Source organism: Luteibacter sp. W1I16 (assembly GCF_050434905.1).
Classification (GTDB): Bacteria; Pseudomonadota; Gammaproteobacteria; order Xanthomonadales; family Rhodanobacteraceae; genus Luteibacter.
Genome location: NZ_JBNDJJ010000001.1, coordinates 1398216 through 1411390, shown reverse-complemented (window position 1 = coordinate 1411390; position 13175 = coordinate 1398216). Strand labels below are relative to the sequence as shown.

General features: G+C 65.3%; 6 protein-coding genes and 1 pseudogene. 5 read left to right on the top strand and 2 right to left on the bottom strand.

The window, feature by feature from the left end:
• The first annotated feature begins 151 nt into the window (after positions 1-151).
• Positions 152-595 (top strand): lysozyme inhibitor LprI family protein, encoded by a 444-nt coding sequence (locus QFZ41_RS06375; RefSeq protein WP_429197978.1) that lies wholly within the window; start codon positions 152-154, stop codon positions 593-595.
• Positions 596-759: 164 nt separating this feature from the next.
• On the opposite strand, the gene QFZ41_RS06370 is transcribed toward QFZ41_RS06375, so the two are convergent.
• Entirely contained in the window at positions 760-3789 is a 3030-nt protein-coding gene (locus QFZ41_RS06370) for a TonB-dependent receptor plug domain-containing protein (RefSeq protein WP_429197977.1), read from the bottom strand.
• A gap of 487 nt (positions 3790-4276) precedes the next feature.
• Here QFZ41_RS06370 and xth point away from each other — a divergent pair.
• The 4 genes and pseudogenes from xth to QFZ41_RS06350 all read left to right on the top strand — a co-directional run.
• Positions 4277-5101: pseudogene (gene xth, locus QFZ41_RS06365) on the top strand (exodeoxyribonuclease III); the annotation flags it as partial.
• 108 nt (positions 5102-5209) lie between these two features.
• Positions 5210-7378, top strand: coding sequence for a hybrid sensor histidine kinase/response regulator (locus QFZ41_RS06360; protein WP_429197976.1), 2169 nt, complete (start codon positions 5210-5212; stop codon positions 7376-7378).
• Positions 7375-8232 (top strand): alpha/beta hydrolase, encoded by an 858-nt coding sequence (locus tag QFZ41_RS06355; RefSeq protein WP_429197975.1) that lies wholly within the window; start codon positions 7375-7377, stop codon positions 8230-8232. Before QFZ41_RS06360 ends, QFZ41_RS06355 begins: the two co-directional genes overlap by 4 nt.
• 48 nt (positions 8233-8280) lie before the next feature.
• Positions 8281-11322, top strand: a complete 3042-nt coding sequence (locus tag QFZ41_RS06350; protein ID WP_429197974.1) for a sensor histidine kinase — start codon at positions 8281-8283, stop codon at positions 11320-11322.
• On the opposite strand, the gene QFZ41_RS06345 is transcribed toward QFZ41_RS06350, so the two are convergent.
• Entirely contained in the window at positions 11316-13115 is a 1800-nt protein-coding gene (locus tag QFZ41_RS06345; RefSeq protein ID WP_429197973.1) for a glycoside hydrolase family 97 catalytic domain-containing protein, read from the bottom strand. The two genes, QFZ41_RS06350 and QFZ41_RS06345, sit on opposite strands and share 7 nt — an antisense overlap.
• Positions 13116-13175 lie beyond the last annotated feature (60 nt).

The following is a 13175-nucleotide window of genomic DNA, read 5'->3' as shown; positions in this document are numbered from 1 at the left end:
CAATTTTTTCAGGTGGGAGCCGACCCTGTCGGCGATGGGTGCTTGCCCAAGCCTGGCCCGCTGCCGTGGGACCGCCGACAGGATCGGCTCCACAACCCGGCGGTGACGGGGCAGTTTGTTAGATACATGTGCCAGATAGGGAGTTCGAAAGATGCGAGCCGTCACGAAGAGGTGCTTTAGCTCGATCCTTGGCGCAACATTTTTTGCAGTAGTGCCGGCAGCCAGTGCACAGAGCACAGGCCCCGCACCGTATGGCCTGGATGAATTCAGTGCGTCCTTGAAATTTCGTCCTTCCTACCAACATTGCCTCGATGCTGCTGGCGGCACTACCCCTGGCATGCAAGATTGCATCAACGCAGAGTTCTCGTACCAAGATAAACGTCTGAATTTTGTCTATAAACGCTTGATGTCTGTCGCCTCCGCTTCTGAGCGAACCAGGCTTAGGAACGAAGAGCGGGAATGGATTGTTGCGAAGGAAAAACGTTGTGCTGTACCAGGAAGTCCGGGGCAGGGTGACATTATCGATTCGGCAAGTTGTGTCGTTACGGAAACGGCGAAGCGAGCAACCGGGTTGGAATCACGGAAGATCAAGTAGCGACCCATTATCAGCCATTGATTGGGGAGCTTGAATCGAAGCCTATGGCGAGGCGTACTTTCGCAAGGAATCAAAAAAAGGGCGCCCGGTCTCCGGATGCGGGCCGGGGAGTTGCCGGCATCCGGAGGGGGCGCAAGTGTCACACAGGGATCTGGGGTCTTCGATTAAAAGTCGTAGCTGACCGAGAGTCGGGCAAAGCGCGGATCTTGGGTGTAAAGCGGTACACCGTAGATCGCGTTTGCGGTGAAGGGTGCATCTTCACTCGACGGATAGCGGAAGATTGCTCGCTGTTGATTAAGCACATTGAACACGTTCGCCGAGAATGCGAGCTTCTGGTCCGCGAAATTCGGGCGATAAGTCAGGCCCAGGTCGAGCTGGAATGTCCACGGCAGTCGGCCGTGCGACCCCGGCGGGGACGGCTGACCATCGCAGTAGTGATAAGTGCTGCCGTAAGTAACGGGATCGCTATGTGTGGGACCGTAATAGCCGAGGCAGACCCGGGGTGCGCCGGAGATAGCCTGCAAGTTCCCGGATAGCTGCCACTCAGGAGCGAACTGCCAGTAGCCGTAAGCCTTGACCACGTGTGTATGGTCGTTGCCCTGTGGGCCATTGGAGTATTCCATTACATAATGATTGTCCCAGTCCACGCTGCCGGCTGCGCCCGATTGGCGGGTGTCGGTACGTGCCTGGCCTTCCGTGTTCCCATAGGAGCGGGAAAACACATAGTCGAGCTTGCCGTACCAGACGCCGTCGAAACTGTGTTCGACGAAGGTTTCGAGGCTGTAGTACTTGCGCTTCGCTGCCGGGAATCCCATCTCCTTGCGGCTCAGCGGCACGCTGTACGGATTGCCATCGGCATCCAGTAGCGTAAACGTGTTCGATGCGCCGCCATTGGCGAGATAACAGCTGTTCGTCGAACCTATGGTGTGGCCGAGTTCGAGGGCTTTGTTCTTCACCACATCGATATCGCAGAAATCGTCGATGACGCTACGCAGGATCCGTCGTGTGAACTTGGCTCCATAGACCCAGTTTTCCCCGAAGGACTTGTCGAAACCAAGGATGAACTCATCCTGGTGTTCTGCCTTGAGGTCCTTGCCTGCGACGGTCCGGGGGTCGGGAGGGATACCGTACGAGTTGTTCCCCGAGACCACTCCGCTGATCTGCGTGAGTCCAGTCGGCGCACCGTTGCTGGGGTCGATACCACTATATGTGTAGTACTGCTGGGTCGAGACATAGCCCGCCGCGGCGCCCGTTGCAGGGTTGAGCGGCAGGCCGAGATAGTAACGGCCCGCGTTGGCGAACACCTTGAACGAGCCGTCGCCGTTGACATCCCATGACGCGCCAAGACGAGGTGCCCATTGCGGCTTTGTCTGTTCAATAAATGCCTGGCCAAACTGGTTGTAATCGGTGAACTGATCGTTGCGAAGGCCGATGGAAAGCAACCAGCGATCGCTTACCTGCCATTTGTCTTCGATGTATTGCGCCCGCTGATCGGCACGTACGTTGACCAGGTTGTTAACGATGTTGCGGCTCACGTAGTAGCCACTCTGGCCGTTCGGGAACAAGGCGGGAGCAGGCACGAAATTAACGCCGGCAGCGTCCGAGATCGGTGCATTCGGGTTGTCGGTGTGGCCATAGTTCCAGATGTAGCCGGGGCCGGGGCTGGCCGTGCCGAAGTCATCGACGCGCGACTTCACATTGTCGATGCCGGCCGAGATCGTATGGTCGCCAAGGACATAGGCGACGTCGAAACGGAAGTTGGTGGACTTGTTGCCTCGTCCCGGTGAACTGATGTCACCCACCTGGCCGTTGCGAATGGCGCTGCCGCCATTGAGCGCCGGATTCTGAAGCTGGGACTTGTCGACGCGAACCAGTTCGGGGTCGTAGTCGGTCGGCTGGTCGTAGTTCTTCGAACGCATCTGGCCGTACATGGCGCTGATCGTAAGGTTATCGGTGATGTAACCCGTGTACTTGGCCACATAAAGATCGCCACCGGTCTTGGTGTCGTTCAGGCCCCCGATCGTGCTGGTGCGTACGCGGTCGGCGTAGTCGTAGTTGTAACGGGTCCCTGAACCTTCGCGCTTGTCCGACGCCCCGGTGAATTCGAGGATGTTGCTATCGGTGATGTTCCAGTCGAGCTTGCCGTACCAGCGCGGGGAGCGGTACTCGGTGGTCGAGGAGGGGGTGTTATTCCCGACTTCGTTGACGGTGCGCTTATTCTGTTTCTCGAACTCCCCCGCTACGAAGAAGAACAGTTTGTCCTTGATCAGTGGACCGCCGGCATAGGCGCTCACCGTCGTTATCCAGGACCTGTTTTCACTGCGGGGCTGGTAGAGGCTGCCTGCCGGAGCAGATGCTGGGGTATTCGAGTAATAAAGATTGTCCTGGCGGGCACGGGCGAAGCCCGGTTCCCACAATACCTGCGCACCGAAATGCCATTCATTCGTGCCGCGCTTGCCGACCTGGTTGATTACGCCACCATCGGAGCGGCCGTACTGGGCGCTATAGCCGCCGGTATAGACCTCTTGCTGGTCGATGGCGCCATAGGGCAGCTGAAGCCCGCCCAAGGCGTTGAGGGGGTCGGTGGTGTTGAAGCCGTTGACGTAGTAGGCATTTTCGTTCGAAGCCGACCCGCCGAAACTGGCAACCGAGCGGCCGGTATCGCTCTGGAAGTTGCCGCCGTTGTTAACCACGCCCGGTGCTAGGCGCGCGATGGCCTCCGCAGAACGGCCAAGCGGTAATTTGGCGAGTTGCTCGGAGGTGATCACGGTGCGCGAGTCGACCGACGTGACATCGATGCTCGGCAAGGAAGTACCGGTAACGGTCACCCCTTCCAGGCTCGCCGCGTCGCTGGCGGCAGCGCCGGCTGGCGCGGCAAAGGACACGTCGGTGCTCGCACCCACGCGAAGGGTCACGTCCTTGCGCGTGTCGACGACGGCGCCATCGCGCATGAGGGTGACCGTGTACGTGCCCAGAGGCAGCTGGGTCGCGCTGTAGCGGCCGCGCGCATCGACTGGCACTTCGCGACGAAAACCCGTACCGCTCTCGACGACGACGATTTCATTGCCGCCCATGGGAACCGAACCGTTGAGTCCGCCCGTCGTGGACTGCGCATATACGCTCGAAACGCCGCCCAGGCAGGTACATACCGCCAGTGCGAGTGCGCTCCTGCGAGAGAGAAACTGCTTCTTCATGCCTTCCCCGGAAAGTGATGCCAAAAAATGAAGACAGCACGGGACCGCGACGCTGGGCCCCCGCCCGGCGCTGTGATGTGGAGTCTGCAAGACCCCTCCCGCACTCCATCGCTGTAGTGCCCATTTGCCTCGATCCAAATGGGTCTAGCCGACGGTTTACAGTACGGCGTCGGCCTTGTCCAGAGCGCTAATGTACCCGGGGGATGGCCGTCCAGCCGTCCAAACGCGATGCCGCGCCGCAGCAGAAAATGGAGTAACTATGGGTATTTGTGGGAATTTATGCGGTCGAAAAAGCTTGCCGAAAACGTGCCGGGACGACTCGGAACCCGGGCGTAAAAATTTACGCCCGGGTTCCCTCCAGGCGCCTCCTGCACATCTGGAAAGCCGTCGGCTTTGGATCGAGGCAAATCTCGTGCCAAGTTCTCGCGGTCGGTACCGCTCGCGCTCGTCACCCGTCTTCCACTTCGTCTGACCGACATTCCGGCGGATGAAGATCGCGACCTACAACGTCAACGGCATACGTAGCCGCTTGCCCCACCTCATCGAGTGGCTGGAGCGCGAGGCGCCCGATATCGCCTGCCTGCAGGAACTGAAGGCGGCGGACAGCGGATTCCCCATCGGGGCGATCAACGATGCCGGTTATGGCGCGCTATGGGCAGGCCAGACCTCGTGGAACGGGGTGGCCATCCTGGCGAAGGGAGTGGACCCTGTGGAAAGCCGCCGCGGACTGCCCGGAGACGAAAAGGACACCCAGAGCCGTTACCTCGAGGCGGCGGCGCACGGCGTTCTCGTCGGATGCCTTTACCTGCCCAACGGCAATCCATGGCCGGGTCCGAAGTTCGATTACAAGCTGGCGTGGTTCGAGCGCTTCATCCGGCATGCCAGGGGCCTGCTCGACAGCGGACACCCCGTGGTGCTGGCGGGTGACTACAACGTCGTGCCCACGGACGAGGACATTTACGACCCCAAGGGTTGGCGCCGCGACGCCTTGCTCCAGCCAGAGAGCCGTGAGGCGTACGCCAGGCTTCTGGCGCAGGGATGGACGGACGCGCTGCGCGCCATCCATCCGGGGGAGCGCATCTACACGTTCTGGGATTACTTTCGCCAGCATTGGCCGCGTGACCGGGGGCTCCGGATCGATCACCTGCTGCTGTCGCCGGACCTCGCCGGCCGGCTCGAGGACGCCAACGTCGATCGCTGGGTTCGCGATCTACCCAAGGCCAGCGACCACGCCCCGGCGTGGATCGAGGTGGGAAAACCGGCCCGGAAGCGCGCCCCGGCAAAGAAGGCGGCTGCCGCCCGAAAGCGGGCGTAGAGCGGCTGGAAACGTTTTCACGAAGGTGAATCCGCACGCCGCACTTGCCAGCGGCGACAGAGTTCATAGACTAGGCGACTATTGGGGGAGGTGGACCAATCGAGCATGAAGATCGATGGCGGTAGCGGCAAGCGCGCCGAACCGGTGATGCTCAGTGAGGTCGCCGAGCGGTTGCGCAACCCACGCATCGATCGCATCGTTGCGAGCTTTCGCGAATACCACGTGTCGTTGATGCGCACGGTGGTCCTCGGATTCGTCGTCATCTGGTCCGCCGCCTGGCTACAGGGGCCCGCGCCCATGGCGACCGAAGCCCATCGGGTGGTGCCCGTCGCCGCCGCCCTTTTCGTGCTCAGTACCTTCTGGATGCTCGGCATCCGGGCGGGCTCCCTGCGTCAGAACGTGGCGATCGACGCCGTCGGCGGCATCGCGAACTTCGTCATGGTCGCGGTGCTGCTCAAGTCGGCGTTCATGCTGCTGATCACGCTGACACCGGTGCTGCCCTTCCTCTCGGTCGCCCTCGGGGTGCGTTACAGCCGGTGGGCCTTCGCCGCCAGCGTCGCCGCGTCCGTGGTCATCCTGGCCGTGGCGGCGCCGGACGGCTTCTGGATCGCACGGCCCGCCTATGCGCTGTATGCGCTGGCGCTGGTGATCGTCCTGCCCATGACGCTCTATCGCATGATGGATGCGTTGCGCGAAGTATCGGCCGAGGCGATCGCCTCGCGCGAGGCGCAACACCGCTTCATCTCGATGATGAGCCACGAGATGCGCACGCCGCTAGGTACGGTCATCCACGCGGCATCGTTGCTCGACACGGCCGCCATGAAGGAAGACCAGCGCCGGCTGGTGGCCCTGCTTTCCTCCAACGCCAACGCGCTGCTGCACCGCGTGAACGCCGTGCTGGACGTCGCGTCGTTCGCCGGCGGCAACTTTACCCTTCGCCACCAGGCCTTCGCCTTCGACGAGGTGCTGGCCACCGTGGGCGCCGTGTGCAGGCCCTACGCGGCGGAGAAGCGGATCGCTTTCAGCCTCGCGCGCGATGCTTCGGTCGAGGGAGTGTTCGAGGGCGATCCCGGCCGTATCGAGCAGGTGCTGTCCAATCTTGCGTCGAACGCGTTGAAATTCACGCCGCCGGGCGGTACGGTCGACGTGCGGGTGGAACTGCTGGAAGGCATGGCCGGACGCGATCCCACCATCGTCTGCACCGTGACCGACACCGGCATCGGCATTCCCGACAGCGACAAGCAACGGATCTTCGACCCCTTCCATCAGTTGAGCGTGGGCGAAAGCAGGCGCCAGGAGGGCGTCGGGCTCGGTCTTTACATCGTGCGCAACGTTTCAGAACAGATGCAGGGCAGCCTCGACGTCGGCGACAACCCGATGGGCGGTTCGGTGTTCAGTTGGCGCTTCGCCCTCCCTCGCGCGGCCGCGGGGGCACGCAGCGTGGCCGACACACCGCTGGTCGACCTGCTCGACGAACACCGTGGCCGCGTGGGTCCGCAGCGTTGCCTCGTGGTGGACGACAACGCCGCCAACCGCGAGATCGTCGGGCGGATACTCGAGCGCGCCGGCCACCTGCCCGTGTTCAGTACCAGTGGCGACGAGGCCCTGTCGCGCCTGGCCAACGAAAGCGTCGACCTGATCTTCATGGACCTGCACATGCCCGGTAGTTCCGGTTGGGACGTGCTCGGCCGCATCGAGGTGGCACGACGCACCGGCAGCGTGCCGCCGATCGTGATGCTCAGCGCGGATTCGAGCCACGACGCCGTGCGCATCGCCTTCAAGGCGGGGGCGCGTGCCTACCTCACGAAGCCGATCGCTGCGCAACGCCTGCTGGATGTGATCGAAGCCATCGCGGAGGAGCGCCGGCTGGAACACGCGGTGCGGCATTGGCAACCGGCGATCGATTCCCCTCTCGACGGCCGTGTCCACACCAGCACCCCGCTTGAGGATATGCGCGCCCTCAGCAGCCAGGACGAGTTCGCCAACTTCGTCGAACTCTGTGCGCGCACCACGGGCCACCATCTCGAGTCGCTGCGATCCGCTATCGTTTCCCGCGACATGGCTGCGGCGTCCGAGGCCGTGCACGCCCTGCGCAACGTGCTGGGCAATCTCGGCGTACCTGGAGCGAGCCGGGTCTGTGACGACATCGCGGTGATCGTGGACGCCGGCGGCGACATGCGTGCAGCCGTGGGCGAGATCGATGCGCTGGGCCGGTCGGTGCGGCGCTTCGTGGAAATCCAGCGGGAGCAGGCGGGCGTGGCGGCCAACGCGTGACCAACCTGGACGAACTGGCCAGCGACATCGACGAGAACGAGCGCCACGTGCCGGGCATCAAGCCCGACAACGAGGCGCGCATCGTGTTTGGCGCCGGCCTGCCGCGTACGCGGCAGGCGCTGTCCGTCGTCTATCTGCATGGCTTCACCGCCAGTCAGGCGGAGGGCGCGCCCGCACACCGTACGATCGCCGCCGCATGCGAGGCCCATCTCTTTCTCAACCGGCTCGCTGGTCATGGCACCGACGAGCCCGGCGCCATGGCCGGTGCGTCACCGGAACGCTGGCGAGCGGACGCCGACGCGGCACTGGAAGTGGGGCTGCGCCTGGGCGAGAAGGTGGTCCTCGTGAGTACCTCGATGGGAGCGTCGCTCGCGCTCGATCTGGCGGTGCGCCGTCCGGAGGCGATCGCGGCCGTGGTCGCGTGGTCTCCGGGCATCCGCGTGCATGACCCCGAACAGCTGCGTGCGGCGGTCTTGCTGCAGGGTGCGGTGCCGTCGCCCGGCGAGCGCTCGCCATTCCAGCGGCGCTACTGGTCGTCGATGGTCCATACCGACGGATACCGGGCCATCGCGCGGTTGTTCATCGAGTGGATGCGGCCCGAACGCCTCCGTGCCATCGCCTGTCCGGTGTTCTTCGGCCTGTGGGATGGTGGCGAGAACGACCGGGATACCCTCACGTCCGTCATGGCGATGCGCGATGCGTTCGGCTGGCTGGGGACGCCGGCCTCGCGACGGCGCCTGGTGGCCTATGACCACGCCGCACATGTGCTCGCCTCCCCCGAGCGCTCGCCAGCCGCCGCCCGGGTGCTGGCCGATTCGCTGGCGTTCCTGCACGACATGGGCGTCGCGCGCTGACCGGGCGCCAACGCGCTATCTTTGCCCGTTCCGATGGAGGTCGACCGAGTGCGCTTCAGCCGCGCGATCGCTGCGTGGGTATCCGTCTGGCTGGTGGTTGCCGGCTGGCTGGCGTTCGCCTGCGAAACCCGGGCCGCCGACAGCCGCGACCGCGACATCGCGCAGTTCTACCACACCGCATGGACGGTACGCGAAGGTGCGCCCGGCCAGGTGACGGCCCTGGCGCAGACTCGCGACGGCTATCTCTGGCTGGGCACCCAGACGGGCCTTTACCGGTTCGATGGCGTGCGCTTCGAGCGCTACCGCCCACGCGAGGGCGGCGATTTCCAGGCGTCCAGCGTGGCCTCGCTCTACGCGCCGCCTTCCGGCGGCCTGTGGGTCGGATTTCGCTACGGTGTCGCCAGCTTCATCGATGGCGACCGCGCCACCCACTACGCGGCGTCGTCCGGGTTGCCCACCGGAACGCTCTACGCCATCGGCGGCACGCCCGACGGCAACATCTGGGCGGCGACCTTCAATGGGTTGGTCCGTCTCGACCACGGCCGCTGGAGGCCTGTGGGTGCTTCGATGGGGCTGCCGGGCGCACGCGCGCGGAATCTGTTCGTGGATCGCGAAGGCCGTCTCTGGGTGGCGACCGAAGACGCACTCGCCTGGCTGCCACGGGGCGGGCAGCGCTTCGAAGTGGCGACACGCGAGGTCGGGCGCGTGAACCGGATCGCCGAAGCCGCCGATGGTTCGATCTGGGTGGCCGAGGCTGATGGTGGCGTGCGTCCTGCGTGGGCGGGCGACACCGGACCTTCCGACGCCGGCCCCGTGCTGCGATTGTCGTCCGCGGGCCTGTTGTTCGACCGCGACGGCGCGTTGTGGATGCCTACCCTGGGTGATGGCATCCGGCGCGTGCCGCGCGTACGCGACCTTCCGCGCCGCGTGATCGGCGCGGAGAGCGCGGAGGCCCAGCGTTTCGTGGAGCGCGACGGCCTCAGTTCCGATTACGCGAGCAGCGTGATCCAGGATCGCGAAGGCAATATCTGGGTAGGTGGGAGCCGCGGTCTCGACCGCTTCCGGGTCAGCCGCCTGCTGCCGGCGCCGCTTCCCTCCGGCGCCACCGACTTCGCGATGGTGGCGGCGAAGGGCCACGGCGTCTGGGTCGGCACCAAGAGCCGGCCGCTCAGCCGCGTCGAGGCCACCGGCATCGAGTCCGTCGGGCTGACCGAGGCGATCACCGCCGCCAGCCGCGACGCCGATGGCGTGTGGCTCGGCGGCCCCGGCGGCCTGTGGCGTCTGCACGACGGCCAGCCCGAGCCGTTCGCGGCCTTGCCCTATCCCGACTATTCGGGCGTGCAGGCCGTGGTGGGAGACGGCAAGGGCGGTGCCTGGGTGTCGGTCAACCGTCCTGGCATCTTTCATTTCACCGAAGGGGGGTGGGAGCACGACCCGCTACCCGCCGTCGCCGTCGACTCGGCGCCGCTGGTCCTGGTGAACGACCGGCATGAACGCCTGTGGATGGGCTTCGCCCGCAATATCATCCTGGTGCGTTCGCGGGACAAGGATGTCCTGATCGGATCCGGTGAAGGCTTGGCGGTGGGCAACGTCACCGCGTTGCTGGAAGACGGCGAGGCCATGTGGGTCGGCGGTGAACTGGGCATCGCTGCCGTCATCGCCGGCCATGCGCGAATGATCGCGATCACCGGGGAACCCTTGCGCGGCGTTTCCGGGCTCGTCCGCGACCACCGCGGTGACTTCTGGGCGAACGCGGCGCAAGGCGTGGTCCGCATCGCGGCGGCCGACATGGCGCGTGCGCTCGAAGATCCGGACTACCGGCCGCCGGTGACCGTGTTCGATTCGCTCGATGGCTTGCCGGGCACTCCCGCGCAGTTCAGGCCGTTGCCTACGGCTGTCGTGGCTGACGACGGCCGCTTGTGGTTCGCCACCACGAGCGGCATCGTCTCCATCGATCCGGCCGACGTGCCACGCAATCCGCTGGCGCCTCCGGTGTCCATTCGGTCCATCTCCACCGATGTGGGTACCTGGCCCGCGGGTGCCCGGATCAATCTGCCCGCGCACACGGAGCGGCTACGGATCGCGTTCACGGCCACGAGCCTGACCGTGCCGGAGCGTGTACGTTTCCGCTACCGCATGGAAGGGCTCGACACGCGCTGGCGCGACGCCGGAAACGATCGCGAAGCCGTATATACCGATCCCCCGCCGGGTCACTACGTGTTTCGCGTCACCGCGGCGAACGAAGATGGCGTGGTGAACGAGCAGGGCGCATCGATCGAGGTCGACGTCGCGCGTGCCTTCTATCAGATGCCTTGGTTCTTCCTCCTGTGCCTGCTTGCGGTCGCGCTCCTTGCCTGGCTCATCTTCTTCCTGCGCCTGCGAAGCATGGCCGCGCAGCTGCGTGCGCGTTTGCAGGAGCGGCATGCGGAACGCGAACGCATCGCCCGCGAGTTGCACGATACGTTGCTGCAGAGCATCCAGGGCCTGACCATGCGCTTCCAGGCCATCGCCAACCGCGTGCCGACGAAGGAACCGCTGCGCGTCGAGATGGAGCGTGCGCTCGATCGCGCCGACGAGGCCCTGGTGGAAGCGCGTGACCGTGTACGCGACCTGCGCGCCCACGCGGGGGAGTCGGCTTCGCTGGACGCCGCCTTGCAGGCCCTGTCCGCCGCGTATGCGGCGGAGCATACGGTGCCGGTGGTCGTGACCACTTATGGCGACCTCGGCAACTTGAACGATCTGGTCCGTGACGAGTTGTACGGCATCGCCCGCGAGGCCGTGCACAACGCCGTCACGCATGCCGGTGGCAGTCGCGTCGACGTGGAGCTGCGCGTCGAGGATGACGAGCTGCTGCTTTCGATCCGCGACGACGGGCGCGGCATCGACGAGGCGGTGCTGCGCGACGGCCGCGATGGGCATTGGGGCTTGCGCGGCATCCGTGAGCGGGCGGCCGCCATCGGCGGCCGCGTGTCCATCGCGACACGCCTGGACAGCGGCACCGAGGTGGGCGTGCGGTTACCGTTGGCCCGGGCCTTCCCGAATCAGGCGGGATGGCTGAGCCGGGCCCTGCGGGCATTGCGTTATCAGTAACAACCGTTCGCGAACTGTCCCTTGGCGGCCGGGCACAGGATCGCGGCGAAACCGCCGTTCACGGGCACGTCGAACGAAAGCGAACCATCGGCCGTGACGTTTTGCGCCGTGCGGACCACATCACCGCGGCCGCTGCCGTCGCGAACGATGTCGGCATGCCAGGGACCGACGCCCAGGGACGACAGCGGCACGCTGAGGCGGCGTGCCGGACCTGCCGAGATCGCGCCGATGAACCAGCGGTCGCCGCTGCGGCGGGCGAAGATCGCGTCCTGCCCCGGGGTTCCACCGACCAGCTTGGTTTCATCCCATACGGTAGGAATCTGGTCGAGGAAGGCGAGGGCCTGCGGCCGGCGCTCGTAGGCTTCCGGCATGTCGGCCAGGTGCGTCCAACCGGACTCGAAGACGATCGGCAACGCCACTTCGTGCGCGATCGAGGCCTCCTTGCGGCCGGCATCGAAGGCCACGGGCGTGTAATCCATCGAGCCGACGACATTGCGCGTATAGGGCTGGATCGTGTTGCCCACGGCGGGAGGATCGTTTTCAGCGCCGCGTACGCCCTCCATGGTCATCAGGTGCGGCCAGGTGCGTGCGAGGCCATGCGGAATGGTCGCGCCGTGGAAGTTCACCATGAGGTGCAGTTTCGCCGTGTCCGCGAGCGTGTCGTCGTACCAGCGATAACGCGCTTGCGAATCGGACTCCATGAAATCGACCTTCACGCCCTTCACGCCCCAGCCTTTCACCCGCGTGAGTTCGGCCATGCGTTTGGCTGGCGTGTCGAGCTTCGACCAGTGGAACCAGAGCAGGATGTCGACGTGCTTCGCGTTCGCGTAGCGGACCAGGCCCGGTACCCAACTCTCGCTCCAGCCTTCGTCGACGAGCACATAGGGGATACGGTTGCGCGCGGCGAAGTCCACATAAGCCTTCTGCCGCTCGGCATTCGAAGGGCTGTCGTGCTCGCTCAGCCACGACCAGGCGACCCTGCCCGGACGGATCCACGAGGTGTCGGCGAAGCGCGCGGGATCGGCGAGATCGTCGACGAGCGTGGACTCGGTGACGGTGGCGAGGTCGCCGGCGATCACCGTGCGCCATGGCGTGACGCCGGTGCTTTCCACGCGGGCGTCGGCGAGGGTCAAGGCATATGTGCCGCTGTTCGCCGTGTGCGTAAGGCGGCTGCCGTCGTAGCGGCCGTCGGCGTTGGCTTCGGTGACCAGCACGTAGTTGTCGCCGACCTGGAACAGCGAGGGGTAGCCGTAATCGCCCGGCGCGGCACCTCCCGCGGTGGTTTCGATGCGCTCTTTTTCATACTGCGGGTTATAAGGAAGCAGCCAGGCCTTCGCCGTCGTGGGCAGGGCGAACGACGTGGCCTCGCTCGTCACGGTCGCTCGCGCCACCCCCGGCAGCTCGTAGCGGAATGCCACGCCGTCGTTGGCGATACGCACGACGACGTCGAGCTTTTGTCCCTTGCCGTTCTGCAAGGCGTAGCGGGTCTCGGAAAGATTGGCGCTGCGGTCGAGGCGCTTGCCGACGGTCATGCGGTAGCGCTCGGCGATCTGCCGCTGCGAGGTGCCGACGAGCTTCAGGCCGTGGGTGAGGTCCGCGTCCGTCGTGCGCAGGCCGAGGGTCTCGTCGACCAGGGTGAGTCCATGCGGGTCGGTGATGGTGAGCACCGGCCGCCCGCCATCGCGGAACACCAGCGTCGCCAGCGGAGGAGTTGCCAACGCGGGAAGGCTGAAGCACGCAACGAGCGCGGCGGCGGTGCGGCGGAGGGCGAGCGAGCGGCGTATGGGCTTCATCCGGCGGTTCCTGTCGTCTGCGGGAGGCGGGGCGTCACGGTCGATCGTCGAGGATTCCAC

Excerpts from the sequence above, each read along its gene's own strand:
- QFZ41_RS06370 (WP_429197977.1), bottom strand. The coding sequence starts at position 3,789 with ATGAAGAAGCAGTTTCTCTCTCGCAGGAGCGCACTCGCACTGGCGGTA.
- QFZ41_RS06375 (WP_429197978.1), top strand. The coding sequence starts at position 152 with ATGCGAGCCGTCACGAAGAGGTGCTTTAGCTCGATCCTTGGCGCAACA.
- QFZ41_RS06345 (WP_429197973.1), bottom strand. The coding sequence starts at position 13,115 with ATGAAGCCCATACGCCGCTCGCTCGCCCTCCGCCGCACCGCCGCCGCG.
- QFZ41_RS06360 (WP_429197976.1), top strand. The coding sequence starts at position 5,210 with ATGAAGATCGATGGCGGTAGCGGCAAGCGCGCCGAACCGGTGATGCTC.